27 protein-coding genes are annotated in these 26,264 nt (G+C 62.2%); 14 read left to right on the top strand and 13 right to left on the bottom strand.

Features of this window, described 5'->3' with window-relative positions:
- Positions 1 to 19: 19 nt before the first annotated feature.
- A complete protein-coding gene (locus ACQ4WL_RS22690) occupies positions 20 to 478 on the bottom strand; it encodes a Fur family transcriptional regulator (protein WP_436511778.1) in 459 nt (152 codons plus the stop codon).
- Positions 479 to 638: 160 nt separating this feature from the next.
- Between ACQ4WL_RS22690 and ACQ4WL_RS22685 the strand changes: the two genes are divergently transcribed.
- Entirely contained in the window at positions 639 to 2,690 is a 2,052-nt protein-coding gene (locus tag ACQ4WL_RS22685) for a TonB-dependent receptor domain-containing protein (protein WP_436511777.1), read from the top strand.
- Between the two features lie 107 nt (positions 2,691 to 2,797).
- Here the strand turns inward: ACQ4WL_RS22685 and ugpQ are convergent, their stop codons facing one another.
- Positions 2,798 to 3,541, bottom strand: a complete 744-nt coding sequence (ugpQ, locus tag ACQ4WL_RS22680; protein ID WP_436511776.1) for a glycerophosphodiester phosphodiesterase — start codon at positions 3,539 to 3,541, stop codon at positions 2,798 to 2,800.
- A gap of 198 nt (positions 3,542 to 3,739) precedes the next feature.
- Here ugpQ and ACQ4WL_RS22675 point away from each other — a divergent pair, with 198 nt between their 5' ends.
- Both ACQ4WL_RS22675 and ACQ4WL_RS22670 read left to right on the top strand, forming a co-directional pair.
- Entirely contained in the window at positions 3,740 to 4,843 is a 1,104-nt protein-coding gene (locus ACQ4WL_RS22675) for a sensor histidine kinase (protein ID WP_436511775.1), read from the top strand.
- Positions 4,840 to 5,712, top strand: coding sequence for a LytR/AlgR family response regulator transcription factor (locus ACQ4WL_RS22670; RefSeq protein ID WP_436511774.1), 873 nt, complete (start codon positions 4,840 to 4,842; stop codon positions 5,710 to 5,712). The genes ACQ4WL_RS22675 and ACQ4WL_RS22670 overlap by 4 nt, the downstream gene beginning before the upstream one ends.
- A gap of 24 nt (positions 5,713 to 5,736) precedes the next feature.
- Here ACQ4WL_RS22670 and ACQ4WL_RS22665 read toward each other — a convergent pair whose 3' ends face one another.
- Positions 5,737 to 6,063: a hypothetical protein gene (locus ACQ4WL_RS22665; RefSeq protein WP_070221866.1), complete on the bottom strand. Its 327-nt coding sequence runs from the start codon at positions 6,061 to 6,063 to the stop codon at positions 5,737 to 5,739.
- 167 nt (positions 6,064 to 6,230) lie between these two features.
- Between ACQ4WL_RS22665 and ACQ4WL_RS22660 the strand changes: the two genes are divergently transcribed.
- Complete coding sequence (locus ACQ4WL_RS22660; RefSeq protein WP_436511773.1) at positions 6,231 to 6,878, top strand: hypothetical protein; 648 nt, start codon at positions 6,231 to 6,233, stop codon at positions 6,876 to 6,878.
- Positions 6,879 to 6,883: 5 nt separating this feature from the next.
- On the opposite strand, the gene ACQ4WL_RS22655 is transcribed toward ACQ4WL_RS22660, so the two are convergent.
- Positions 6,884 to 8,158 carry an MFS transporter gene (locus ACQ4WL_RS22655; protein WP_436511772.1) on the bottom strand — a complete coding sequence of 425 codons (1,275 nt, stop codon included), beginning with the start codon at positions 8,156 to 8,158 and terminating at the stop codon, positions 6,884 to 6,886.
- Between the two features lie 108 nt (positions 8,159 to 8,266).
- On the opposite strand from ACQ4WL_RS22655, the gene ACQ4WL_RS22650 reads away from it, so the two are divergent.
- Positions 8,267 to 9,169, top strand: a complete 903-nt coding sequence (locus ACQ4WL_RS22650; protein ID WP_436511771.1) for a LysR family transcriptional regulator — start codon at positions 8,267 to 8,269, stop codon at positions 9,167 to 9,169.
- A 31-nt stretch (positions 9,170 to 9,200) separates the two neighbouring features.
- Here the strand turns inward: ACQ4WL_RS22650 and ACQ4WL_RS22645 are convergent, their stop codons facing one another.
- The 4 genes from ACQ4WL_RS22645 to ACQ4WL_RS22630 all read right to left on the bottom strand — a co-directional run bounded on the left by ACQ4WL_RS22645 (position 9,201) and on the right by ACQ4WL_RS22630 (position 11,785).
- Positions 9,201 to 10,073 (bottom strand): hypothetical protein, encoded by an 873-nt coding sequence (locus ACQ4WL_RS22645; RefSeq protein ID WP_436511770.1) that lies wholly within the window; start codon positions 10,071 to 10,073, stop codon positions 9,201 to 9,203.
- A 19-nt stretch (positions 10,074 to 10,092) separates the two neighbouring features.
- Positions 10,093 to 10,884 carry a hypothetical protein gene (locus ACQ4WL_RS22640; RefSeq protein ID WP_353658604.1) on the bottom strand — a complete coding sequence of 264 codons (792 nt, stop codon included), beginning with the start codon at positions 10,882 to 10,884 and terminating at the stop codon, positions 10,093 to 10,095.
- Positions 10,874 to 11,386, bottom strand: a complete 513-nt coding sequence (locus ACQ4WL_RS22635) for a hypothetical protein (protein WP_436511769.1) — start codon at positions 11,384 to 11,386, stop codon at positions 10,874 to 10,876. The genes ACQ4WL_RS22640 and ACQ4WL_RS22635 overlap by 11 nt, the downstream gene beginning before the upstream one ends.
- 105 nt (positions 11,387 to 11,491) lie before the next feature.
- Positions 11,492 to 11,785, bottom strand: coding sequence for a DnaJ domain-containing protein (locus ACQ4WL_RS22630; RefSeq protein WP_096234166.1), 294 nt, complete (start codon positions 11,783 to 11,785; stop codon positions 11,492 to 11,494).
- 162 nt (positions 11,786 to 11,947) lie between these two features.
- Here ACQ4WL_RS22630 and ACQ4WL_RS22625 point away from each other — a divergent pair, with 162 nt between their 5' ends.
- The 3 genes from ACQ4WL_RS22625 to ACQ4WL_RS22615 all read left to right on the top strand — a co-directional run bounded on the left by ACQ4WL_RS22625 (position 11,948) and on the right by ACQ4WL_RS22615 (position 16,688).
- Positions 11,948 to 13,714 (top strand): glutamine--tRNA ligase/YqeY domain fusion protein, encoded by a 1,767-nt coding sequence (locus tag ACQ4WL_RS22625; protein WP_436511768.1) that lies wholly within the window; start codon positions 11,948 to 11,950, stop codon positions 13,712 to 13,714.
- 216 nt (positions 13,715 to 13,930) lie between these two features.
- Positions 13,931 to 15,790: a CHASE domain-containing protein gene (locus ACQ4WL_RS22620; RefSeq protein ID WP_436511767.1), complete on the top strand. Its 1,860-nt coding sequence runs from the start codon at positions 13,931 to 13,933 to the stop codon at positions 15,788 to 15,790.
- Between the two features lie 184 nt (positions 15,791 to 15,974).
- Positions 15,975 to 16,688, top strand: a complete 714-nt coding sequence (locus ACQ4WL_RS22615; RefSeq protein WP_436511766.1) for a glycine-rich domain-containing protein — start codon at positions 15,975 to 15,977, stop codon at positions 16,686 to 16,688.
- A gap of 87 nt (positions 16,689 to 16,775) precedes the next feature.
- On the opposite strand, the gene ACQ4WL_RS22610 is transcribed toward ACQ4WL_RS22615, so the two are convergent.
- The 4 genes from ACQ4WL_RS22610 to ACQ4WL_RS22595 form a co-directional block, all read right to left on the bottom strand.
- Positions 16,776 to 17,015, bottom strand: a complete 240-nt coding sequence (locus ACQ4WL_RS22610; protein WP_029496207.1) for a hypothetical protein — start codon at positions 17,013 to 17,015, stop codon at positions 16,776 to 16,778.
- 242 nt (positions 17,016 to 17,257) lie between these two features.
- On the bottom strand, positions 17,258 to 17,527 hold the full coding sequence (locus ACQ4WL_RS22605) for a hypothetical protein (protein WP_436511765.1): 270 nt from the start codon (positions 17,525 to 17,527) through the stop codon (positions 17,258 to 17,260).
- 199 nt (positions 17,528 to 17,726) lie between these two features.
- Complete coding sequence (locus ACQ4WL_RS22600) at positions 17,727 to 17,987, bottom strand: hypothetical protein (protein ID WP_426072619.1); 261 nt, start codon at positions 17,985 to 17,987, stop codon at positions 17,727 to 17,729.
- 83 nt (positions 17,988 to 18,070) lie between these two features.
- Positions 18,071 to 18,997: an SDR family oxidoreductase gene (locus ACQ4WL_RS22595; RefSeq protein ID WP_436511764.1), complete on the bottom strand. Its 927-nt coding sequence runs from the start codon at positions 18,995 to 18,997 to the stop codon at positions 18,071 to 18,073.
- A 12-nt stretch (positions 18,998 to 19,009) separates the two neighbouring features.
- On the opposite strand from ACQ4WL_RS22595, the gene ACQ4WL_RS22590 reads away from it, so the two are divergent.
- From ACQ4WL_RS22590 to ACQ4WL_RS22570, 5 genes are all read left to right on the top strand, one after another.
- Positions 19,010 to 20,035 (top strand): CDP-6-deoxy-delta-3,4-glucoseen reductase, encoded by a 1,026-nt coding sequence (locus ACQ4WL_RS22590; protein ID WP_436511763.1) that lies wholly within the window; start codon positions 19,010 to 19,012, stop codon positions 20,033 to 20,035.
- 78 nt (positions 20,036 to 20,113) lie between these two features.
- Positions 20,114 to 21,385, top strand: coding sequence for an MFS transporter (locus ACQ4WL_RS22585; protein WP_436511762.1), 1,272 nt, complete (start codon positions 20,114 to 20,116; stop codon positions 21,383 to 21,385).
- Between the two features lie 38 nt (positions 21,386 to 21,423).
- A complete protein-coding gene (locus ACQ4WL_RS22580; protein WP_436511761.1) occupies positions 21,424 to 22,089 on the top strand; it encodes a DUF1345 domain-containing protein in 666 nt (221 codons plus the stop codon).
- A 193-nt stretch (positions 22,090 to 22,282) separates the two neighbouring features.
- Positions 22,283 to 22,660, top strand: a complete 378-nt coding sequence (locus ACQ4WL_RS22575) for an HPF/RaiA family ribosome-associated protein (RefSeq protein ID WP_436511760.1) — start codon at positions 22,283 to 22,285, stop codon at positions 22,658 to 22,660.
- Positions 22,661 to 22,922: 262 nt separating this feature from the next.
- Entirely contained in the window at positions 22,923 to 23,888 is a 966-nt protein-coding gene (locus tag ACQ4WL_RS22570; RefSeq protein ID WP_436511866.1) for a GGDEF domain-containing protein, read from the top strand.
- 37 nt (positions 23,889 to 23,925) lie between these two features.
- Here the strand turns inward: ACQ4WL_RS22570 and ACQ4WL_RS22565 are convergent, their stop codons facing one another.
- Positions 23,926 to 24,555 carry a DUF5610 domain-containing protein gene (locus ACQ4WL_RS22565; protein WP_436511759.1) on the bottom strand — a complete coding sequence of 210 codons (630 nt, stop codon included), beginning with the start codon at positions 24,553 to 24,555 and terminating at the stop codon, positions 23,926 to 23,928.
- 146 nt (positions 24,556 to 24,701) lie between these two features.
- Between ACQ4WL_RS22565 and sbcB the strand changes: the two genes are divergently transcribed.
- Entirely contained in the window at positions 24,702 to 26,150 is a 1,449-nt protein-coding gene (gene sbcB, locus ACQ4WL_RS22560; RefSeq protein ID WP_436511758.1) for an exodeoxyribonuclease I, read from the top strand.
- Positions 26,151 to 26,264 lie beyond the last annotated feature (114 nt).

The raw sequence follows: 26,264 nt of genomic DNA, 5'->3' as shown, positions 1-26,264 counted from the left end.
ACACGGAAGGCTGGACCGTTCAGGCCGGGTCGTGGTGGCTGGCGCAGGCGTGCACAGTGGCGGCAACTGCGGCGCTCCCCACTTTGGCCGTGGCGCCGGAGGCGGCGTTGCAATCGGCGCAGCGGCCATACAGGGTCAGCTCGTGGCGCTCGACGACAAAGCCTTGCGGCGCCATGCGTTTCAAGTCGCCCGGGCAATCATGCACGTCGAACACGCGCTGGCAGGTGGTGCACTGAAAATGGTGGTGGTGGTGATTGGCGGCCGTGTTCGATTCATAGCGCGGGTTTTCGCCCGGCAAGGTTACCACGTGCACCTTTTCTTCCAGCACCAGCGATTTCAGATTGCGGTAAACGGTGGCGATGCCCAGCTGCGTCACCTGCAAGCTGGCCTGTTCGAGGATTTCCTGCGCCGACAGGGGGCGCTGGGCCGACTCGATAGCGGCTTGAATAGCGGTTTTTTGACGTGTTGTGCGTTCCATAGCCGACAGAATACACCATCCGCCTTCTTCCACTGCCCGGAAAAACTGTCACACAGTAATGATAATGGGTTATCATTATCATCTTCGGGCAGTCCACCCATCCGGCAACAGCCTGCCCAAACCCCGCCAACACCGATAGCCGATAAAGGAATTCTTGCCCATGTCCGTCCGTCCTCAACAACCAACTCCCCTCGCGCTGGCCATCATGCTGGCCTTTGCCACCCCGGCCAGCGCCCTGGCGCAGCAGGCGGCCACCTTGCCTGCCGTGACCGTCTCGGCCAGCGCGCTGGCCCTGGGCAGCGACGACATGAGCACGCCCGTCACCGTGCTGGAAGGCGAGGCACTGGTGCTGGCAAGGGCAGCGACCCTCGGTGAAACCCTGGCCGGCCAGCCCGGCATCACGTCCAGCCACTTCGGCGCCGGCGCCAGCCGTCCCATCATCCGCGGCATGGATGGCCCCCGCGTCAAAGTGCTGTCCGATGGCGCCGAAGTGCAGGATGCCTCGACCATCAGCCCCGACCATGCTGTCGCGGCCGAACCGATGCTGTCGGAACAGATTGAAGTCTTGCGCGGCCCGTCCGCGCTGGCCTACGGCGGCGGCGCCGTCGGCGGCGTCGTCAATGTGATCGACAAGAAAATCCCCACGCGCGTGCCGGCGAAAGGTTTTGAAGGCAGCGCGGAAGTGCGCGCCAACTCGGCGGCACGCGAAAAGGCGGGCGCCTTTGAAGTCACTGGCGGCTCCGGCAACATCGCCTTCCACGCGGAAGGCGTCAAGCGCGACGCGAAGGAATACAAGGTCGGCAGCGGCTGGGAAGGCGGTTCCAAAGTAGCCGGCAGCTACAACAAGACGGACACGGGCAGCGTGGGCGTGTCGTGGGTGGGTCAACGCGGTTTCCTGGGCCTGGCCTTCACCAGCCAGCATGCGGAATACGGCTTGCCCGGCCACAACCATGAATTCGAGAGCTGCCACCCGCACGGCACGCACCTGCATTGCGGCGGCCACGACGGCCATGACCACGGTGCTGAAGAGGAACATGACCACGAGCACGGCAGCGTGCCGTTCGTGAAGCTGAAGAGTGAACGCTGGGATGTGCGCGGCGAATTGCGCGATCCCGTGCCCGGCTTCGCCAAGCTGCGCCTGCGCGCCGCATTCACCGATTACAAGCACGATGAAATCGAAGGCAGGCAAATCGCCACCACGTTCAAGAACAAGGGCCACGACGCGCGCCTGGAAATGGAACACCATCCCGTCTTCGGCTGGCGCGGCGTAGTCGGCCTGCAAACGTCGAAGCGCGATTTCTCGGCCCTGGGCGAGGAAGCGTACGTGGCGCCGACGGTAACGAAGAAACACGCAGCTTTCCTGGTGGAAGAATACAAGCTGGACCAATGGCGCTTCGAGGCGGGCTTGCGCCACGAATGGCAAGACATCACGGTCGACAGCGCCACCCTGCAAGACCGCAGCGCCAAGGGCACCTCGATCTCCCTGGGCGCCGTGTGGAAATTTGCGCCCCAGTATTCGCTCGGTTCGACCCTCTCGCGCACGCACCGTTTGCCCAGCGCCGAGGAACTGTATGCGCAGGGCGTGCACATGGCCACGGCCACGTATGAACTGGGCAATCAAAACCTGGGCAAGGAAACGTCGAACAATATCGACTTGACCTTGCGCAAATATGCGGGCGCCACGACCTTCTCGGCCAGCGCCTACCGCAACAAGGTCGACAACTACATCTTCGGTTCTACCCTGGACAACCACGAAGGCTTCCAGCTGATCCAGTACGCCCAGCGCGACGCCACGTTCACGGGCGTGGAAGGGCAAATCCGCCAGCAGCTGAACCCCATGTTCGGCGCCAGCGTGTTCGGCGACTATGTGCGGGCCAAGCTGGCCGACGGCGGCGGCAATTTACCCCGCATCCCCGCCCAGCGCGTCGGCGTGAAGGTTGACGCCAACTGGCAGGCATGGAGCGGCGTGGCCGAGTTCTACCGCGTGGGCAAGCAGGATAAAGTGGCGGCGTTCGAAACGGCAACCCCGGGCTACAACATGCTGAACCTGTCCGCCAACTACGACACCCGCATCGGCAGCACGCCCGCCCAGCTCTACATCAAGGCGAACAACCTGACGAATGAACTGGCGTACAGCCATACTTCGTTCATCAAGAATGCGGCGCCGTTGATGGGGCGCAATATCACAGTCGGCATGCGCGTGACTTTCTAAGCTGTTTGAAACGTAGGTCGGCTTAGCGCGCAAGCGCGTAAGCCGACAACACCAATAACGTCAAGAATGTTGTCGGATTACGCGGGGCTTTGCCCCGCCAATCCGACCTACGCCATGGATGGAATAATATCTATCCGGTCCGTACAAAACCCATCCACACCCCAGGCCAGCAGCTCGCTGGCCCGTTCCGGGGTGTTGACGGTGTAGCAGAACAGCCCGTATCCCGCCTCCTTTACCTCTCGCGCCAGTTCCGGCGTCAGCTGCTGATGGTCGCAATGGATGGCCACCACGTCCAGTTCCTTTGCCTGTTGCTCCCAATCAGAAGGTATCGCTTCGACCAGCCAGCCGCGCGCCAGTTCCGGCGCCGCCTGGCGCGCCGCTTCCAGTGCGGCGATGCTGAACGACGATAGCAGCGGCAATAACTCTCCTGCAGCAATTTCCTTTGCGAAATAATCGCGCGTGGCCCGCGCCACCGCCTCGCCCGTGGCCCCGTCAAAGCCGGGCTCTGGCTTGATTTCGATATTCATCCAGATGCGCTGCGCCTTGCAATACGTCACCACGGCGTCAAACGTGGGCACGCCTTCGCCCGCGAACGCGGGGCCGAACCAGGCACCCGCTTCCATGGCCCCCAGTTGCGCGGCCGTGTAATCGTGGATACGGCCGCTGCCAGCCACCGTGCGCCCCAGCTCGGGGTCGTGCACGACGACAGGCACGCCGTCGGCCGCCAGCATGACGTCGAATTCCACGGCGCGGTAGCCGTAGGCCAGGCCGCAGCGCAGGGCGGCCAAGGTGTTTTCAGGCGCCAGGGTGCCGCCGCCGCGGTGCGCCAAGGTACGTGGATAGGGCCACATGGTGTTCCTTTATCGTGATGAGGTTGTCGATCAAGACGTCTTGCCATCATCGCGTGCGAGCGCCGCCGTGTAAAGGACGCGATCAGGCGATTGGCGCCACGCCTGGCCTGTTTCGTCGCAGCGGCGTTGCGCCCGCATGCAGAGCCGCCCATAATTGCCGCATGACCAACCCGAGCGCCCACCTGAAGGCAGTCCCGTATGCACACTACCGACGCAGCTCCCCGCAAAACGGGCTTTCCCTACCGGCGCCTGCTGGGCGATGCCCGCTATGCGCTGCTGCTCAATGTCCTGTGCGCCCTCTTCATCACCTACGTGCTGAGCGGCGGACAAAGCTTCTGGCTCAACCTGCTTGCGTCCATGTGCATAGGCGGCATCGCCTTCCTGCTTATCGACGGCATCCGCCTGGCATGGTGGGGAGAAGGACGCCGTCCCCAAAAGCTGCCTTTCACTGTCCTCATCATCGTCAGTGCCGCCGTGGCGCAAGTAGGCGGCACCATGCTGTTCGGCTGGCTGGCCAATATCGACGTTCCCGCTCCGATTGCCATGTCGCCCCGTAATGTCAGCATGACGGTGTTCACACTGGCGGCGGCCAGTGCGGCCATCCTGTTTTTTAGCAGCCGCGAAAAGATTGCACGCCTGCAAATGGAAGCAGCCCAGGAAAAGGCCCGCGCCGAATCCATAGCGCGCCAGGCCATGCAAGCACAGCTGCAATTGCTGCAGGCGCAGATCGAACCCCACATGCTGTTCAATACCCTGGCCAACCTGCAAGGCCTGATCAGCTTTGACCCCGACCGTGCCCAGCTGCTGCTCGATCAATTGATCCAGTATTTGCGCGCCACCCTTTCCTCCTCGCGCGCCGAATCCACCACCCTGGAGCAGGAATTTTCCCTGATGCAAGCCTACCTGGGCCTGATGTCGATTCGCATGGGCGCGCGCCTGCGCTTTACGCTGGACTTGCCCGTGGCCTTGCGCCAGATCAAGGTGCCACCCATGCTGCTGCAGCCGCTGGTGGAAAACGCCATCCAGCACGGCCTGGAACCGAAGATCGAAGGCGGCCATATCCACGTGCAGGCCGCCACCGACGGCAGCGTGCTGCTTCTCACTGTCAGCGACGATGGCCTGGGCCTCGACCATCAGGGCCAGAGCAAGGGCACGCACCTGGGCGTGGCGAATATCCGCGAACGCCTGCGCGGTATGCATGGCGATGCCGCCAGCCTGTCACTGGCCGCCAACCATCCGGCAGGCGCGACCGCCCGCCTGACACTCCCCCTTTCACCCACCATCACGAGCCCCCTCGCATGAGCCACCACACCCCGCGCGTGCCACGCGCCCTGATCGCCGAAGACGAACCCATCCTCGCCGCCGCTCTCGCGCACGCCTTGCAGCGGCTGTGGCCGGAACTCGACATTGTCGCCACCTGCCCCAACGGCGTGGAGGCTTTGCGGCAAGGCCTGGCGCTGCAGCCCGACATATTATTTCTCGACATCAAGATGCCAGGCAAGACGGGCCTGGAAGCTGCCGAGGAATTGGCAGAACAGTGGCCCGACAGTATCCCTTTCCCCCAGATCGTGTTTGTCACGGCCTATGATGAATACGCGCTGGCCGCTTTCGAACATGCGGCCGCCGACTACGTGTTGAAACCGGTCAACGATGCACGCCTGGGCAAGACGGTGGAACGCCTGCAGCAGCGCCTGCGCGACAGCGGCAACGCTACAACAACAGCAACCCCAACGGCAGGGGCAGCCACCACGACGGCACCCTTGGCGGCGACGGAAACAGCCTCCGCCAGCGACGACAACCTGGTCCGCTTGCTGAGCCAGCTGCAAGCCATGCTGCCACCCGCCCCGCGCCTGCAAATGATACGGGCGGCCGTCGGCAACAGCGTGCGCATGATCGCCCTGGCCGACGTCGTGTATTTCGAAGCGCTGGACAAATACATCAACGTCGTCTGCCAGGACAGCGAAGCGCTGATACGCACGAGCCTGAAGGAACTCTTGCCCCAGCTGGACCCGCAACAGTTCTGGCAAATCCACCGGGGCACCATCGTCAACGCCAGCGCCATCGCCACGGCCGTGCGCGACGAGGCGGGCAAGCTGTCCCTGACCCTGCGCCAGCACCCGGCGCAACTGCGCGTCAGCCCTTTATATGCCCATTTGTTCCGCCAGATGTAAAACGGTTACAACACCTGACAAAACCTAATGCAGCTGGTGCTTCAGGTCCGACAATTCATCATGCACTTTGAGCACGGCGCTCTTCATTTCCGGCGTCACGCTGGTCGCCGTGCCGCACGCCCGCTTGGCGCGGTCGCCCAGCGATTCCATCTGGTCGACGGCTTGCCGGATGCGCGCATCGTCTTGCGTGTCGATGGCTTGCCGCACGGCGCTCTTTTGCTGGTCCAGCTGGTTGATGCAATCCTTCAAATCCATGGGCATGCCCTGCTGTTTGCCGCACAGCTGGGCCGCCTGGCCGATCGCGTGTTCGATGGCGCCAAAGCGCCGTGCCACTTCCTTTACCTGCATCATGATGATCTCCTGTTCGCGTGGTATCCGGGTTGGATCGCCAAACTGGCACAGGGTTCCCCGCCAGCGGCCATGGCGTCGAAATTTCCGTGTGGCACTTTTTTGTAAGCACGTGTGACATTTTAGATAATTATCAAATCCTTCAGATACATTGCCGTACCTGAACAGCCATGCCATCCATGACCTCCTTGCCACCCCTGCCCCGCCGCGCTCCTGGCCTGCTGCTGATCGTGCTGCTGCACGCGGGGCTGGCATATATTGTCTTGCAGTCGCGGCCACGCGCTATCACGGACGAAAACCTGCCGCGGGGCCCGGCCATCGCCTGGCTGCGCTACACCGCCCCGACGCCGCCCAAGCCCGTACCCGTACCGTTGCCCAGCACAGCTGCCGCAAGAGTGCCGCGCCTGCCAATGCCGGCGTCCATCAGCCGCCCTCTGCCCCCTCCCGCCGTCGAGCAGGCGCCAGCGCCAGCAACGCCAGAAGCGATCACGCTCGTCACGCCACCCGGCGCAGCCGATATCCTGGCGCAAGCCAAACGCGACGTGGGCAAGATCGACAGGGAACTGCGCAAGCAATTCCCGCAGCGGGGCGGGGAGAAATTTGACGACACGGGCTTCAAGCGCATGCAGCAAGGCTTTGCCGAGGCCTACGCGGCCGTGCCGCCAAAATGGTATGAAGCGTCAAGAATCGAGGAAGTGGGCGCGAATGCGGCCAAGGGCGGCCGCACCTACAAGATCACCAACGCACTGGGCACTTTGTGCGTGACCACGGGCGCGGGCAGGAATGGGGAAACGATGATCGGCAACTGCCCCAAATAGCCGCCTCAGCCCACCGCTTCGCGCGCGCCCAGCGGCTGCAAATGGCGCAGGCGCAAGGCGATCAGCACGCCGCCCCCCAGGCATAGGCCCAGCATGATGATCACGCCCGTCCAGCCGTCGAAGCCCCACATCATGCCCGAGGCGGAACCGATCAGGCTCGAGCCCAGGTAATAGAACAGCAGGTAGAAGGCCGAGGCCAGGGCCTGCGGCGCGCGCGCGCGGCGGCTGACCCAGCTGCTGGCGATCGAATGGGAGGCGAAGAAGCCGAAGGTGGCCAGCGCCATGCCGATGACGATCAGCGGCAAGGAATCGAACAGGGTCAGCAAAATGCCGGAAAGCATCAGCGACAGCATGATCCACAGCACGCCCCGGCGCCCCAGCCGGTCCACCAGGCGGCCCGCCCAGACGGAGCTGAAGATACCGATCAGGTATAGAAAAGCCAGCAAGCCGACCGTGCTCTGGCGCAAGCCAAATGGCGCGGCCAACAGGCGGTAGCCGATGTAGTTGTACAGGCTGACAAAACAGCCCATCAGCACAAAAGCCAGGCAGAACAGCCACGGCAAGCCCTGGTCGGAAAAATGCTGGCGAATCGCATGCGGCAGCGCATTCCAGCCACGGGTACTGGGCACGAAGTTTTTCGATGCGGGCAGGCTGCGCCAGAATTCGGCTGCCGCCAGCACGCCAGCCACACCCAGCACGCCCAGGGCCCAGCGCCACGAGAGGAAATCGCTGAGCATGGAAGCGATCAAGCGCCCGGACATGCCGCCAAACGCGCTGCCGGCAATATACAGCCCCATCGACAGCCCCAAGGACGGCCCCTCGATTTCCTCGCCCAGGTAAGCCATGGCCACGGCCGGCATGCCGCCCAGGGCCACGCCCAGCGCCGCGCGAATCGCCAGCAGTTGCGCATAATCCTGGGCGAAGGCGGACAAAATGGTGAGTATTGCGGCGGAAAACATCGACGCCACCATCAGCGGCTTGCGGCCGATGCGGTCCGAGACGGCGCTGAGCAGCACCAGCGAGATGGCCAGCAAGCCGCTCGACACGGACAAGGACCAGCTGCTTTGCGCCGGCGTCAGGTGGAACTGCTGCGACAGCAGGGGAAACAGGGGCTGGATACAGTACAGCAAGCTGAAGGTGGAAAAGCCGCCGAAGAACAGCGCGCGGTTGCTACGCTTGAATTCCACCGTGCCCTTGGCGATGGCCGTGCGGGGTGCGGGAGCAGGAATCGGGATGGAGGATGGGGCGGCGGAGACAAAAGCGAGCGATGAATCAGACATGGCCATGTTTCGAAGAGGAAGCGAGTCTTCATCTTAAGATTGCCAACTCATATCGTCCAATATATATTCAAGGCCCAACTCATACTTTAAAACGATTACTGGACGAATATGGAACTGCGCCACCTGCGTTACTTTGTTGCCGTCGCCGAAGAATTGCACTTCACGCGCGCGGCCGAGCGCCTGCACATCGGCCAGCCGCCGCTGAGCCAGCAAATCCAGGCACTGGAAGCGGAATTGGGTGCGCAGTTGTTCGAGCGCAACAAGCGCTCCGTGCGCCTGACGCAGGCGGGCGCGCTGTTCCTCGACGATGCGCGGCGCATCCTGGCCCTGTCGGAACAGGCGGCCGTCACGGCGCGCCGGGCGCAGCGGGGCGAGGCGGGCGAATTGCGCATCGGTTTTACGTTTTCCACGCCGTTTACGCCGTATTTCGCCACCGTCATCAACCGCTACCGCCAGCAATTCCCGCACGTCACCCTGACCTTGCACGAAATGGCCACATTGCATCAGCTGGAAGCGATCTCGGGCAGGACGATGGACCTGGGTTTCGTGCGCCCGCCGGAAACGACGTATCCGGACGACATCCGCCTGACGCAACTGCGGCAAGACCCGCTGTTCCTCGTGCTGCCTGTCGCCCACGCGCTGGCCGCCAAGGAGGCGATTGCCATTGCCGACATGGCGGGCGAAGGCTTTGTCATGTACCCCAAGGATGCCGGCACGGGGATTTATCCGCAGATTTTCCGCCTGTGCAAGGCAGCCGGCTTCGTGCCCCAGGTGGCGCAGGAAGCGGGCGAAGCGTCGACCATCATCGGCCTGGTGGCGGCCGGCTGCGGCATTTCCGTGCTGCCCGCCTCGTTCGACCGCATCCGCATGGATGGCGTGTGCTACCGCCCAATCGCCGACCCGCAGGCGACCACCAGCCTGCTATTGGCACAAAGGGAAGAAGAGACGTCGCCGCTGGTGGCGGCATTCGTGAAACTGGCCGAGGAAGCGGCGCAGGAAGAAAAAGAATAGGCCGGCGCGTGCCGGCCTGCGCTGACCTACATCAGGAGTAATCCGCGTCCAGCTCCGAACCCGCATAATTTTCCAGGTCCTCGAACAGGCTCTTCATGCTGGCCCGCGTGAGGATTTTATGCACGACGGTGCAGCTGCGGCGGTACGATTCTATGCGCTCGAGCAACACCGGGTGATGCTGCACGGGCACCTTGGCCACCAGGGCGGCCCAGCCTTCCTCGAAGTCGGGCTTGTTCTTGCGCACGGAACGCACAAAGCGTTCAAATTCCTTCTGCCCCGTGCGCGCCATGATGCGTCCGCCGCCTTCGATGGCGAAGATGATGGCCACGGCAATCACACCCTCGGCATTCAAGTCGCTGTCGCTGACGGGGCCGTTGTCATGGTGGCGGCGCAGCCAGCTGGCCAGGCGCACCACGGCTTGCACTTCCTTGCGCTGTTGCAATTGCAGCGCGTACTTTTCATAGCCGGCCCAGTTCTGGTTCGGGTCGGCCTGGCAAATATCGATGAACAGCTCGCGCAGGCGGCGCTGCAAGTAGACGGGGTCCTGATCGTATTCACCGACGAGTGCGTCTTCCGGCAGCTGCGACAATTCCTTGATCAGGCGAAAGCCCACCTGGAATGCGTGCTCGGCGCCGTGCTCGACGAGGAAATCGAGCGCGGCCTGGTCGCCTTCATGCGTGACGGCCTGCTCCAGGCCCAGCGACACGCCGCCCACCGTCAAATACAACGCTTTCTGGATGCCGTCGGCCGTGCGTTCATTCGTGAACTTCTCGGCCACCATGGCCGTGATGCCCGTCAATTCGTCGGCCAGGTCCAGCGCCGCGTCTTCGCGCGGATCGTTCGGCAACAGCTTGATGGCGCGCACCAGGCGCGGAAGATTCTCTACAACAATTGCTGGCAGCATTAGACGTTCCCTGCTTTCATCACGAGAAAATGCCCGTGCCCAGGCTGCGGCGCGTGCTGGAGCGCGGTGCACTGCGCGTGCTCGGCACTTGCTTGCGCAGGCGGTACAGCAATTCCTTGGTACTGCGCTGCAACATGGTCGGCTCTTCGTCCGGGTCGTCCGAGTATTCGGCATCGGCCAGGTCGGCGCTGTGGCGGAAATCGGGGAACAATTCGAACAGCGAGCGGTCCCAGCCGTCTTCATTCGCTTGCGCCAGTTCAATGGCCAGCGGCACGACGTCGTTGTCGGACGAAGTCACGCCCGTCACGTACGGTCCCTTGATGACGATTTCGCCCGCCACTTCGAGGATCTCCTTCGGCGCCATCGAGAACAAAATGGCAAACGCCGTGGCGCCCCAGTCGGTGGCGGACGCTTCAAGCAGCAGCTCGCGGCGGCGTTCGGCGTCGTCGGTGGAAAACACCACGCCGTGGATGTGCGCGAACAGCGACTCGGCGATGCGTTCCGGGTCGTCCTCGATCTGGTCATCGCTCCAGGTAGCGGCGATGAAGGCCAGGCTGTCGGCCCAGGCTTTCGGCGGTACCAGCAAGGTTGCCAGCGACATCTTGCCGCCGTCAAAGCCGGCCAGGTGCAGGGCTGTCACTTGCGGCGGGATGGCGCTCAACACTTCCACCACGGCAAGATCGCCATACTGGTCGGCCGCGTCGGCAAACGCCTGCTCGGCGTGCCCCAGCGAACCGGACAGCACCAATTCCGTGACCTGCTTGGTCAGCGCGGGAAGATTGCTCTTTTGATCATCCTTGTTATCGGCCATGGTCATCTCCATCCTGGTCAAACATCTGGGCGAAATCGTCGGTGGCTTCGTCCTCGTCGCGCTCGTCGTCGCCGTCGTCATTGGCGGCCAGCTGGTCGAGCGACTGGTCGTCGTCGTCCCACAGGCGCGGATTCTTGTGCAAAAAGGCCGTGATGATGGCCTGGCGCGCCAGGTCGGGGAAGCTCTCTTCGATGGCGGCGTACATCTTCGCCGCTTCCGGCGCGGCGCAGGCAGCCATGGAAAACACGCGGGCCGGGTCGCCGAACTCGTAGTCTTCGCTTTCGGCCAGCAAGCCCTTCGGGTCGCTGAAGGTGATGTGGTCGACCAGCGCGAAGGCCAGCATGTTCACGTCTTCGATGCCGCCGCCGCTGGCGTACTCGCTCACCAGCGCGTCGACCATGCTTTTGTAGTTCTTGCGGTTTGGCGGGTCGCCGAGGATGCCATCGATCTGGCCTTCCAGCTCGCGCGACTGGTACGCGAATTCAGGGTGTACTCTTCTCATGCTGTGCTTTCCAATGTGATGCGCGGTACTTTTACATAAAAGTAAAAGCACCATTGTTTGTTGTTTTTCAAATCATTCAGGCTGGCCGGGCAGCCGCCTGCAGGCTTAATCTGCCGGCAGAACGGTGCCATGCAGGCGAAACACGCCGCACCACAGGGCATACGCTTCCGCTTCCGGATCGATGATGATGCGGTGGTTCACGCTCTGGTCGTATTCGGCGCGCTTGACCGGGTCGGCCAGGATTTCATACGCCTTGGTGACGCTCTTGAAGCGCGCCTCGGCGCCGGGGGCCTGGTTGCGGTCGGGGTGGAAGCGCATGGCCAGCGAACGGTAAACCTTCTTGATTTCATCGTCGCTGGCATTGGGCGCGACACCGAGGACGTTATATAAATTTTCCATAAATGGCTCCGGGGTCACGATTTGTTTGCTAATTAAAGGCAGATTATCCTATAGAACGGCGCCCGCGTCGCTTGCATGCTGGGATATGGGGGCAAATACGTGCTTATAAAGCGCTTGCGGTACGGTAAAATGCTTTTTACTGTCACTCTTCCGCATTGATCAATGAGCAACGATAAACCGAATACCGCCGCGCCAGCGCTGGCGCCCAATTTCTTGCGTAACATCATCGAAGCCGACCTGGCTGCCGGCGCCCATGTGCGTCCCGGCCTGCCCCAGGTGATCACGCGTTTTCCGCCGGAGCCGAACGGCTACCTGCACGTGGGCCATGCCAAGTCGATCTGCGTCAACTTCGGCCTGGCGCGCGATTACGCCGGCCAGTGCAACCTGCGCTTCGACGATACCAATCCGGCGAAGGAAGAGCAGGAATACGTCGACACCATCATGGACAGCGTGAAATGGCTGGGCTTTGACTGGGAACCGAAGCATGCCGATGGCCAGAGCCACTTGCACTACGCGAGCGACTATTTCGACCAGCTGTACGCGATGGCCGAGTACCTGATCACGGCCGGCTTTGCCTATGTCGACAGCCAGAGCGCCGAAGACATGGCCGCCAACCGCGGCAATTTCGGCCAGGCCGGAAAGAATTCGCCGTTCCGCGACCGTCCGCGCGACGAATCGCTGGCCCTGTTCCGCGCCATGAAGGCAGGCGAATTCAAGGATGGTGAGCACATCCTGCGCGCGAAGATGAGCGAAGATGCCATGCGTTCGCCGAACATGAACTTGCGCGACCCGGCCATCTACCGCATCCGCCATGCGCACCACCACCGCACGGGCGACGCCTGGTGCATCTATCCGATGTACGACTACACGCACCCGATCTCGGACGCGCTGGAAAACATCACGCATTCGATCTGCACGCTGGAATTCCAGGATCACCGCCCCTTCTACGACTGGCTGCTGGAAACCCTGTCGGCCGGCGGCTTCTTCCAGCAACCCGTGCCGCGCCAGTTCGAATTCTCGCGCCTGAACCTGACCTACATCGTCACCAGCAAGCGCAAGCTGCGCCAACTGGTGGAAGAGCACATCGTCGACGGCTGGGACGACCCCCGCATGCCAACCCTGGTGGGCATGCGCCGCCGCGGCTACACGCCGGAAGCGATTCAACTGATGTGCGAACGCACGGGCGTCACCAAGTCCGACGGCTGGATCGACTACAGCGTGCTCGAAGGCTGCTTGCGCGAAGACCTGGACCCGAAAGCGCCGCGCACGGTGGCCGTGCTGCGTCCGTTGAAATTGATCATCGATAACTTCCCCGAAGGCGAAAGCGTGGCATGCACGGCACCCGTGCATCCGCACTTCCCGGAACGGGGCTTGCGCACCTTCCCCATCTCGCGCGAGCTGTGGATCGAGGAAGACGATTTCATGGAAGTGCCGAACAAGGGCTATTTCCGTCTGTATCCGCCGATCGACGACAAGCCGGGCAGCAAGGTGCGCCTGCGCTATGGCTACGTGATCGAATGCACTGGCTTTGACAAGGATGCAGACGGCAAGGTCATCGCCGTGCATTGCACCTACTTCCCGGACAGCAAGTCGGGCACGGAAGGTAGCGCCAATTACAAGGTCAAGGGCAATATGCACTGGGTCAGCGCGCCGACGGCCATTCCCGCCGAAGTACGCCTGTACGACCGCCTGTTTACCGACCCGCAGCCGGACGCGGGCGGCAAGGACTTCAAACTGGCCTTGAATCCGCTGGCCAAGGAAGTGGTGCAAGCGTGGCTGGAACCGGGCGCGGAACTGGCCCTGCCGGAACAGCGCTTCCAGTTCGAGCGCCACGGCTATTTTGCGGCCGACCGGGTCGACAGCCAGCTTGGCAAGCCCGTCTTCAACCGCATCGTCACCCTGAAAGACAGCTGGCAGCCCGCCAAGTAAGGCGCCGGACGCTCCACGAAAAAAACCGCTGCGGCGGTTTTTTTTCGTTCTAGCAATATACGTCAGCAGAGAAATATTGTCTGTTGACTATATTCACGATAATTTTGTATATTAGGCAGCTATTAAGCAATTTACAATGTCGATAGTGCTTGTGCAACTCAGTACAGCCTCCAGCACACAGGCGGCACCCGATTCCTCTTCCTGATGCGGATGGCGATGTCTTCTACTGCCGGCGAACACCCTTTATCTGCTGAAAAAAGACCGCTGTGGCTGCTCGGTTTCGTGATGTCGCTGATGGTGGGCCTGCTGTTCTACATGGCTGCCTCGCTGTCGATCGAAAACGATGCCAGCGAGCTGTTCAACAATCTGGCGCGCAATACCCAGAAAAACATCACTTCGCGCCTCAAGTCGTATGCCAACCTGCTGCGCGGCACGGCCAGCCTGTTCCACGCCAACGAACACGTGAGCCGCGAGCAATTCCACCGCTACGTGGCGAACCTCGCCTTGCAACAGAACTACCCGGGCGTGATGAATCTCAATTACAGCCGGGAACTCGACGAGTCGCAGCGCGCCACCTTCGAAGCGGCCATGCTGCGCGACTATCCGCCCGGGCGCGACGACTATCCGGCGTTTGCCATCCATCCGCCCGGCCCGCGCGCCCATTATTCCGTGCTGGTGTACATCGAGCCAATTGCCAGCACCCCGGAAAAGTATGGCTATGACATCGCTTCACGCCCCCTGATCGCCGAAGCGCTGGCGCAGTCGCGCGATACCGGGCAGATCAGCAATTCCGGCGCACCCGTGCCGATGGAAGGCCGGCCGCAGTTGACGGGCATGGCCATGCGCCTGCCCGTGTACCGCTTCGGCATGCCGACTGGCACGGTGGAACAAAGGCGCGCGGCCTACCAGGGTTCTGTCGGCATCGGTTACGACCTGGTGACGATGATGCGCAGCGCGCTGGCGGACATGCCGGTACGCAATGTTCGCCTGACCCTGTTCGATATCGGCCCGCAGGTGCTTGAACAGCCGGACTTGCCGCTGCAGCTGCCGCACGACATGCGCCCCATCTTCGACAGCACGGCGGCGGGCGGGCATGCGCCATGGTGGCAACCCGGCAACTCGGGCCGCTACCCGAGCAGCACGCTGCTGATCGAACACAATGGCCGCGTGTGGCAAGCGCTGTTCAGCGTGCGCAAGAGCGACCTGTATACGCGCTTCGAAGCCTTCCTGCCGTGGCTGGCCCTGCTGATCGGCTTTGCCAGCACCATGCTGCTGTACATGCTGTTTCATGCCCTGGCGTCGTCGCGCCGGCGCGCCATCCAGATGGCCACGGGCATGACGGCGGAATTGCGCGCCAGCCAGATCCGCCTGCAGCTGTCGCACCAGAAACTGCGCCGCCTGGCAGCCCACGCCGACCGGATCAAGGAAGAAGAGCGCAAGCGCATCGCGCGCGAAATCCACGACGACCTGGGACAGAACCTGCTGGTCTTGCGCATCGATGCCGACATGCTGGCCTCGCGCACGCAGCGCCGCCACCCGCGCCTGAACGCCCGAGCCCGCTCGACCCTGGAGCAGATCGACGCCACCATCAAGAGCGTGCGGCAGATCATCAACGACTTGCGCCCTACCGTGCTGGACCTGGGTGTGAATGCGGCCGTCGAATGGCAGGTGGCGCAATTTCGCCTGCGCACGGGCATCGTCTGCGAAATCAGCGAAAGCCATGACGACATCTGTCTGAGCGACCAGTGTGCCACGGCCCTGTTCCGCATCCTGCAAGAGTCGCTCAGCAACATTTCCCAGCATGCCAATGCCAGCCGCGTGCAAGTCAAGCTGGAAAAGTGCCACGACACTGTTTCGATGAGCGTCAGCGACAACGGCGTGGGCGCCGCCATCGACGGACGCAACAAGCTGGGCTCATTTGGCCTGGTAGGGATCGAGGAGCGCATCAAGTTACTGGGTGGCACTTTCTACATCGAAAGCAGCCCCGGCGCGGGCATGAGCGTGCATGTCAGCGTACCGCTGGGTGCGGACGCCACCGCGTTCCCCTACCAGGAAGACAGCCGGACCAACACCTGACAGCCACGCCGCACTAAAGCAAGCTCAGCTTGCATATTTCGTAATTAGATGCAATATTAATGTGGAACAACTTAGCGCCTGCCCGCCCTGGGCCAGGCATTCCTCGACTACTTGCCAGGAGTACACACCCGCCCCTTCCCTGTTTCACCGTATTTCCCACAACGCTCTTTACCAAAGGACATTCATGGATACGAACGACAGTTTCAAGGCAATTGCCGATTTGAATTTGGACGCGATCAAGGTCAAGCTGATGCACCGGGAGTCAGGCGAAGGATGGAGTCTCGAGAAGGCGAACGCAGTGGAATTCGAATATCGCCGCTTCCTGATCCTGATGAAACAGTTTCCGGAAGAAGAAACAGCGCCACTAATGGACGTCGATACCTTCTGGCATTACCACATCCTCGACACCCTGAAATATGCGGCGGACTGCGAACAGGTCTTCGGCTACTTCCTGCATCACTTCCCCTACATCGGCCTGCGCGGCGAAGACGACGAAGCGGCGCACCAGCGTGTGGGCGAGCGCATGAAGCAGCTATATGAGCAAACGTTCGGGGAAGATTATATCCGCGCAGAAACGGCGTATTCGGGGCGCGCCGTACAGGCGGCGTATTCGGGACGAGCCGTGCAGGCTGCGTATTCAGGACGGGCTGTACAAACAGCATTTTCCAGTGCAGCGGTGCAGGCGACGGCTTACTCGGGCCGGGCCGTGCAAACGGCGTTTTCCAGTGCGGCGGTGCAGGCGACAGCGTATTCGGGCCGCGCGACCGGGGCTGCCAACACCGCATTCTCCAGCGCGCCTGCCTCACTGAGCGCAGCGGTCGTCAAGTCGTCCACGACTGGCCTGGAAATAGGGCGTTTCTATGTCGATCGTCCGGTACTGAACCGCGACCCGCAATAGAAAAGCGGAAAACAGCTGTGGCTGCCGCACGCGGCAAGCCTGACGTACCCAGACGGCACCTCTCAGTTTGCCGTCTGTCAGGCGCTCTTAGGCAGCCATCAACTCGCGCAGTTCACGAATGCTGAAATCGCTGATTTCATGCATGCGGATGAGGATCGTGGCGCCGATCGGCAAGGTGTTGTGACGAATCTTGCTGATGACCGGTGGCGCCACTTCCAGCGCGCGCGACAAGGCAGCATCATTTTTCAGTTGCAGCTTGTCGATGATCGCATCGAGGACGCGATTCGGGTTGTAGGTAGGCAAAGAGGTAATTTGTTTGAGAGACATGATCAAAAATCCGTACTTGTTGTATTAGAGCACAAAGAAACAGAATGTCTCTTCTGCAATAATTCAGGGTAAACACACTAAAAAGCGCCATCACTTATGCGGCTTTTACACCACAAACAATATAATACACGCTATTGTTGATTTTTGCGTAACTTAAAGCAAAATTGTGATAATTGAAGAGAATTTACGCACTTGGAATGTGCTAGAGGATAACTCAAATCGGAAAAATTTGCTGCACGTCATCAATTTTTACGATGAGCAACACCGCTATGCATGAACCAGGCTATGGCCATGAGGGTGCTCAGGCGGGCCATGTCCGCTGACAAATGCCAACCTTGCGCAGCCACGCCGGCCGGTGTGGCCGGAAGGCAAATGCCGGCGAAGGCATCCGCGCGGTACCAGGCCAGTTGCCGGCGGATTTCATCGGGCGGCGGCGGCGGCTGCAGCGCACGTTCGCGCCGGCGCATGTAGGCGCGCACTTGTTCCTTGCTGGGGTGACTTGTAGCTTGCATGGCTCGCTCCTGCTGACGGGAAACAGCGTCGCGCTAACTGTAGAGCCCGCCACAAGAGCCCAGACGCGTGGCGACATTGCTCACCATATCGCCAGCGCGCCATGACGCGTTTGCGCTGCATCAAATGGCACGGCCCCGGTGTTGCGCAGAAGCCCGTACTGCCCCACGGCCTGGTGGCCGCTGGTCCAGCGCCCCGTCCTTACTTCTTTTGCTGGCGCACGCGCTGTTGCTGTTTTTCCTGCGTTTGCTGGCGATTCTGCTTGCGCTCGAACAGGGTGACCGCATCCTTCTTGGCTTGCTCGGCGGTACGCATTTCCTCATGCGCATCGTGCGGGACAAAAAATTCGGCGTCCTGCGCCGCCACGACCAGCTTGATGGCGGCGTCGTCGTCGAGGTCATACAGTTCCGTCAGGACGGTGGTGACCTCGTCCAGGTATGCTTCGTAAGTGAGGGTGGTCATGCTGTAGTCCTTAAGTGAATGGCGCACCGCCGCAACGGCGCGCTGCGCGCCGGCCCAGCAAAGTGCGCAGATAACCGGCCATTTTACCCGATGCCGGCGCCGTCGGCAGACAGCGACTGCAAGGCATCGGCCACGCGCGCGTAGCACAGGCGCACGCCCAGCTCGCGCTTGAGGCGCACATTGTGCAGGCGGCGCGATTCGGACATGAACGACAGCAGCATCGGCGTGACCACTTGCTGCAGTTCGGCACGCGGCAGGCGCGGCGGGCGCGGCAGGCCGAAGGTATCGGCCACGGCATCGAAATACTCGGCCATTTTGAGTTCGCTGTCATCGCTGGCGTGGTACACGCGTCCCGGCTTGCCACGCCACAAAGCCCGTTCGATGATGCGCGCCAGGTCATCGGCATGGATATGGTTGGTGTACACATCGTCGCTCGCGGCCAGGGCTGGCGTGCCCTCGCGCAGGCGCTTCAAAGGCAGGCGGTCGTCCGCATAAATGCCGGGCACGCGCAAGATGGCGACGCTGGCGCTGCGGCGCGCGCCCCAGGCACGCAAAACCTGTTCGGCATCCACGCGCCGCTTCGCGCGCGCATTCGCCGGCGCGGGTGGCCGCGTCTCATCGACCCAGGCGCCGGCGCAATCGCCATACACGCCGCTGGTGCTCACATACACCAGGCGTGCATGCTCGGGTAAAATGGCGGCCAGATTGCGCGTGCGCTGGTCAAGCAAGCCCGACGACCGGGGCGGCGCCAGGTGCACGATCAGCGTCGCCAGTCCCGCCAGCCGTTTCAGGCTGGCGCGGTCGTCGAGGTTGGCCACGATGGGCACGGCGCCGGCGGCCCGCAGCTGCGCGCAGCGCGCCGGCTGGCTGGTGACGGCAAAGACGCGAAAGCGCGCGCGCAGCAGGGGCAGCAGGCGCAGCAGGCGCAGGCCGACGTCGCCGCAGCCCAGGATCAGCAGGCGCGGCAAGCCCACCGGTTTGCGCAAAGAGTGCATTAACATATTTTTCATCTCAAGGATTGTATGACTTTTCAAATTACTGTTCAGCCCAGCGGCCACCAATTCAGCTGCGAAGCGGACGAAACCGTGCTATCGGCAGCGATCCGCGCCGGCGTGGGCTTGCCGTATAGCTGCAAGAGCGGCGCCTGCAGTTCCTGCAAGGGCAAGATCGTGTCCGGCAGCGTACAGCATAAGCCATACCAGGCCCGCTCCCTGACGGAAGATGAAGCGGCGGCCGGCTACTCGCTGCTGTGCTGCGCCGTGCCCCAGGGCGACCTGGTGGTGCAGGCGCGCGAAGTGGCGGGCAGCAGCGACTACCCGATCAAGAAAATGCCGTCGCGCGTGACCACGATTGAAAAGGTCGCGCCCGACGTCGTCGTGCTGACCCTGCAGCTGCCGGCCAGCGAGCGCCTGCACTACCGCGCCGGACAGTATATCGAAATCATGCTGCGCGACAACAAACGCCGCAGCTACAGCATGGCCAGCGCGCCCGTCGACGGCGGCCCCGTGAGCCTGCACATCCGCCACATGCCGGGCGGCCTGTTCACCGACCAGGTATTCGGCAGCATGAAAGAGCGCGACATCCTGCGCTTCGAAGGCCCGATGGGCACCTTCTTCCTGCGCGAGGATTCCGACAAGCCCGTCGTGCTGCTGGCCTCAGGCACGGGCTTTGCCCCATTGAAAGCCATCGTCGAGCACATGATCAACGAGCAATCCCCACGCCCGATCACCCTGTACTGGGGCGCGCGCCGTCCGCACGACCTGTACATGGATGCGCTGTGCCGCCAGTGGGCCGCCGACTTGCCGCAGTTCACCTATGTGCCCGTCGTCTCGGGCGCCTTGCCGGAAGACGCGTGGGAAGGCCGCACGGGCTTCGTGCACCAGGCCGTCATGGCCGACTTGCCCGACATGTCCGCTTATCAAGTGTATGCCTGCGGCGCACCGATCGTCGTCGAATCGGCCAACCGCGATTTCGTGCAACTGTGCCAGCTGCCAACCGACGAGTTCTACGCAGACGCCTTCACCACCGAAGCCGACCTGGCCAAGTAAGCCTCCAGACAGCGGGGCTGCTGGCGCGGCATCCGCTGCCACCACCCGCCTCACCCCGCCGTGCCCTGGAAAGTGTTCATGTCCCTCGCGTCCGCCGACAACGGTTTCAGTATCCTGCGTCACCGCAACTTCGCCTGCTACCTGTCCGCCCGCGTGCTGGGCACCGTGGCCGTGCAGATGCAAAGCGTGGCCATCGGCTGGCAGGTGTACCAGATCACGGGCAGCCTGTTCGACCTGGGCTTGATCGGCCTGGCGCAGTTCGCGCCCTTCCTCGTGCTGATCTTGCCGGCTGGCCATGTGGCCGACCGCTACAACCGCCGCAACATCATCGCCTGGTGCCTGGCCGCACAACTGGCTTGCGCGCTGGCCCTGCTGGCGTTTACGTTAAGCAATATTTCCATCATCTGGCCCGTGTTTGCCGTGCTGGTGCTGTTCGGCAGCGCGCGCGCCTTCATGATGCCAGCCACGCAAGCCGTGCTGGTGAACATGGTGCCCACGCAACACTTCAGCCGCGCCGTCGCGCTCAGCTCATCGAGCTCGCATGTGGCCATCATCCTGGGGCCTACCCTGGGCGGCGTGCTGTATTACTTCGGCCCCAAGGTGGTGTATTTAATCTCGTCCGCGCTGCTGGTGGTGTCCGTCTTGCTGATGCGCGCCACCACGCCGGCGCCGCAAGTGGTGCAGCGCGCTCCAGTCAGCTGGCACACCCTGCTCGAAGGCTTGCGCTTCGTCTGGTCGAAACCCATCGTGCTGGGCGCCATTTCGCTCGACCTGTTTGCCGTGCTGTTCGGCGGCGCCACGGCCCTGCTGCCAGCGCTCGCGCATGACGTGCTGCATATCGGCCCCAGCGGCCTGGGCCTGCTGCGCACGGCACCGGGCGCCGGCGCTGCCCTGTGCTCGATCGCGCTGACCATCTTTCCCATCACGCGCCGCGTGGGCGCCTGGATGTTCGGCGGCGTGGCCGTCTTCGGCCTGGGCACCCTGGTGCTGGGCAGCACCAGCTATTTCCCGCTGGCCCTGGCTGCGCTGTTCCTGATGGGCGCCGGCGACATGGTCAGCGTCTACATCCGCCACTTGCTGGTGCAGTTCGAGACGCCCGACGAGATCCGCGGCCGGGTCAGCGCCGTGAACGCCGTCTTCATCGGCGCCTCGAACGAACTGGGCGAATTCGAATCGGGCCTGACGGCCGGCTGGTTCGGCCTGGTGCGCGCCGTGCTCTTCGGCGGCGCCGCCACCCTGGCCGTGACGGGCGTGTGGGCCGTGCTGTTCCCCGTGCTGTCGCGCATGGACCGCTTCCCCCACCACGAGAAGGAAGCGGCTGCCAGGACGGCCACCGCGGCAAGCGCATAAGGACTAAGATGCGCTATCGCTACTGACGACACGGCACCATGAAAATCACGCTTCCCTTGCACAGTTTCATCCGCAGCCGCCCCCACCTGAGCATGGCCACGGCCATCGGCGTGGTGGCAGGCCTGCTGCTGCCTGCATCCTGGCAACAGATGACGCGTTTGCTGACGGCGTGGAACGTCGCCGTCTGGTTCTACCTGGTGACGATGGCCTGGATGATGATGCGCGCCAACCATCACAAGGTAAAGGCGATGGCGCAGCGCCAGGATGAGCGCGCTACCACGGTCCTGTCGGCCCTGTCCGTCGCATCAGTGATGAGTCTGGTGGCCATCGTTTCGCAGCTCTCCTCGATGAAAGACATGGCGCCGGACGAGCGCGCGCTGCATTACGGCCTGACGATCCTCACCCTGGTCGGTTCCTGGTTCCTTGTCGGTACGCTGTTCTGCTTTCACTATGCCCACCTGTATTACCAGGCCGACCCCGCACTACGCCCCCTGAAATTTCCCGACGATGAGCAAAACCCCGATTACTGGGATTTCTTGTATTTCGCCTTCACCATCGCCGTGGCCGTGCAAACGTCGGATGTCTGCGTGCAGACGCGGCTGATGCGGCAGATCGTGCTGGGACAATCCGTGCTGAGCTTTTTCTTCAACCTGGTCGTGCTGGGCCTGTCCATCAATATCGCCGCCGGCCTGATCAATGGGTAAGCAGGGGGCAAAAGAATTCCGCAGGGAAACTTGACCTGGCTGAAGGGTTAAGCGCATCTTAATCGTACAGACCCCTTGAAATTGTGGAAACTGGAGTAAGATAAGTTCCATGCACGAGGTCATGTGCATGAGGCAGCAACCAGGCCGCAGCACGCCTGAGATGGGTTTTTTTTGAATTGACAGGAGTAAGCATATGCAAATCAATATTCATACCGACAGCACCATCGCCAACACCGCTGGACTGAACGAACATGTGCAATCCGTACTTGAAAGCGCACTGAGCCGCTTCCGCGACAACCTGACCCGCATCGAAGTCCACATCAGCGACACGAATGGCCCGAAAGGCGGCGCCGACGATATTCGCTGCGTCATGGAAGCACGCGTTGCTGGCTATCAACCGATTGCCGTGACCGAACAGAACGCCACCGTGCATCAAGCCGTTGCCGGCGCCACCGACAAACTGAAACGCGCCATCGATAGCGCCCTGGGCCGCCTGCAAGACAGCAAGCGCCACGCCACCGGCAAGAATGCCGTGATCGATACGGCCGAAGCGGAAGAAACCGCCGAGTAATCGCCCAACAGCACGATTTCCAGAGACTGAGGCAGCCGTTCAAGGCTGCCTTTGCACATCCGGCCCCGCCTTTCGCGCGCGGCAACAACAAGGTTAAAACCAGCATCATTCCAGCTGATTAACGCGACCATGAAATAATTGTCGTATTTCTCACAGTAAGTGACATCAAGCAAGCCTTTGGCGTTACAGCCAAGGCCGCTTTAAGCTATCATGAAGCTACCGGCCCTCTGCTCGCGCGCGCCGGCTTTTTGAAAGTATGATTGTGGAACAGATCGGCAACTTCGGGGCTTCAGGCTGCAACATCGGCGATTTACAGCTATTTAGCGATGCTGCGGACAGCCAGACGGCCGCCATGCTGGCGCCCTGCCCCGTCATGCGCCTCGAAGCAGGCGAAGCCATTGCCGACAACCAGGGCACCAGCCTGTACATCGTCCTGCGCGGCTCGCTGGCCGTGGCGGCCGACACCCACACGGGCATGGATGACGGCACCGTCAGCAAGGTCTTGCCCGGCGAAAGCGTGGGCGAACAATCGGTGCTCGATGAAGCGAGCAACCTGGCCGCCATTTCCGCCCTGGAAGAAACCGATTTGCTGGTGATCGACGCGGCCGTCGTCTGGGAATTGATCGAGCAATCGAACGGCCTGGCACGCAACCTGCTGCGCCTGCTGTCCTTCCGCATCCGCGCCGCCAATGCCCTGCTGCGCCGGCGCCAGAAGCTGGGCGAATTCTACCGCCAGCTATCGATGGTCGACAGCCTGACGGGCTTGTACAACCGCGCCTGGCTGACCGATTTACTGCCGAACATGATCGTCACCGCCCACGCCAGCGCCTCGCCGCTATCGCTGGTGATGATAGATCTCGACCATTTCAAGCGTTTCAACGACACCCACGGTCACCAGGCGGGCGACCAGGCGCTGCGCATCGCCGCGCAAGTGCTGGGTGCTGCCCTGCGGCCCACGGATTTTGCCGTGCGCTATGGTGGCGAGGAAATGATGGTGATCTTGCCCGATACCAGCGAACACGTGGCCCTGCGGGTCGCCGAGCGCTTGTGCGAGCGCATGCAGCAAGCCGTCATCTTCGCCGACATGCGTAGCGCGCTGCCGCACATCACGGGTTCCTTCGGCGTGGCCAGCCTGGCGGCCGAACAGGACGACGAGGCGCTGATCGCCACTGCGGATGCGGCGCTGTACCGCGCCAAGGCCGGCGGCCGCAACCGCGTAAGCACCTGATATTCTCAGGCGCTTCCGGCGCGTTACGTAATGATGATCAGGCAGCCTTGCTGTCGGCCGGTTTGGCCGCATCCGGCTTGGCGGCCTCATCCTTCTTGCTGCTGTGCGCGGCGATGAAATCCGCATAGCCCTTCTGCACCAGCTCGTATGTCTTGTCGATATTGCCGGCGATATCGCCATTCAGCACTTTCAATCCACCGAGGATGTCGCGCGCTTCCTTGAAGCCTTTTTCCATGCCACCGCTGATGGTGTCCATGAACTTTGTCAGGGCCGTATCGTCATCCATGCCGGGATTCTGTTTTTTGAAGGCGTCAAAAAAACCCGTCGACAGCGATACAATGCGGCTCGCCGTTGCTTCGGCGCTATTGTCTTGCGACGCGGCGTTCTGGATCGCGTCCTCGCCGTACTGGCCCTTCAGCGCTTCATTGATGTTGGTGATGGCCGTCTTGTACAGCAGCGCCAGCGGCTCGTTTTCCGAACCGATCGAGACGTTCAGCGACGCCTGCATGATGGAAGCGTTCAATTGCAGCTTGCTGCGGTCGTTAACGCTCATTGCAGCGTTAACGCCGTCCTTTTGCTGGACTTTCTCGTCCTTGCCGGCAACGCCCGTACTGACGGAAGTCACGGAAGGGGTGGAATTGCTGCTTGCAGCGATGGGAATTGACACGATAGACCTCCTTGAACGGGCAATATATGCCACCATGCGGGAAACGCAATGATGACCATCCTCTCGTGTAGTATCGGCAGGTTTTCAGAAAACTGTAGCTGCGACGCTTTGAGCGGCCCAGATAACCAATCAAGTAACGACCATCAATGACTACCCAGACCTTTCTTTGGCACGACTACGAAACCTTTGGCGCCCAGCCGCGCCGCGACCGCCCGGCCCAGTTCGCCGCCATCCGCACGGATGCCGAACTCAACGAGATCGGCGAGCCCATCATGCTGTATTGCCAGCCTGCCAATGATTTCCTGCCCGACCCGCAATCGTGCCTGATCACGGGCATCACGCCGCAGCAGTGTCTGCAGCTGGGCGTGCCCGAGCACCAGTTCGCCGCCACCATCGAAGCGGCCTTTTCGGAACCGGGCACTATCGGCGTGGGCTACAACACCATCCGTTTCGACGATGAAGTCACGCGTTTCCTGTTCTGGCGCAACCTGATCGACCCGTATGCGCGCGAATGGAAAAACCATTGCGGCCGCTGGGACATCCTCGACGTGGTGCGCATGACGCACGCGCTGCGCCCGGAAGGCATTCAATGGCCGAAGCGCGACGATGGCCAGACCAGTTTTAAACTGGAACACCTGAGCAAGGCCAATGGCCTGGTCCACGAAGCGGCGCATGATGCGCTGTCCGACGTGCGCGCCACCATCGCCCTGGCCCGCCTGATCCGCGAAAAACAGCCAAAACTGTTCGAATTTTGCCTGGCACTGCACAAGAAGGACAGGGTCGCCAGCGAAATGGGCATGCACCTGGCCGCCAGCGAGCGCCAGCCCTTCCTGCACGTGTCCGGCATGTTCCCCGCCGAACGGGGCTGCCTTGGCATCGTCTGGCCGCTGGCCACGCATCCGAGCAACAAGAACGAAATCCTCGTCTGGGATTGCGCCTACGATCCGCGTGAACTGTTCTCGCTGGACGCCGACACCATCCGCACGCGATTGTTTACGCGCAACGATGCCATGCCGGAAGGCATGACGCGCCTGCCCGTCAAAAGCGTGCACCTGAACAAGTCGCCCATGCTGGTCGGCAACCTGAAAACCCTGTCGCCGGCCATGGCAGCGCAGTGGGGCATCGATCTGGATGCGGCGAAAATCAACGCCCAGCTGGCCGCCACGGCGCCGAACATGGATGCGATCTGGGCCGAAGTGTTCCAGCGCCCGGGCGCGAACGTCACGCTGGACGTGGATGAGGATTTGTACAACGGTTTCGTCAGCAACGACGACCGCCGCCTGCTCGAATCCCTGCGCCGCGACACACCAGCCAAGCTGGCCACGGCCCGCCCCTCGTTTGCCGACGAACGCCTGCAGGAATTGCTGTTCCGCTACCGCGCCCGCAATTTCCCGCAAACCCTGAGCGAAGCGGAAAGCCTGCGCTGGGAACAGCACCGCGCCGCCCGCCTGTTCGACGGCGACGGCGGCGCCCGCACCATCGAAATGCTGTTTACGGAAATCGACGTGCTGTCGGAATCGGTCGATGAGCGGGGAGAGGAAATTCTGGGCGAACTGTACGATTACGCGGAGATCGTTGCACCACAGCGCGATTAGTCGCACCTAACCAAACCTACTGCGCGTCGGTATAGGTGGCCTGCGATGCTCACCGTACTCCAGTACGGTTGCGCTTCTCGGCCACCTCTCCCTTCCGCTCGCTACGGTTTTGTT

The organism is Janthinobacterium kochi, assembly GCF_051380715.1.
Taxonomy (GTDB): domain Bacteria; phylum Pseudomonadota; class Gammaproteobacteria; order Burkholderiales; family Burkholderiaceae_D; genus Janthinobacterium.
The sequence above is the reverse complement of the archived record's forward strand: the minus strand, read 5'-3'. Positions and strand labels throughout refer to the sequence as shown.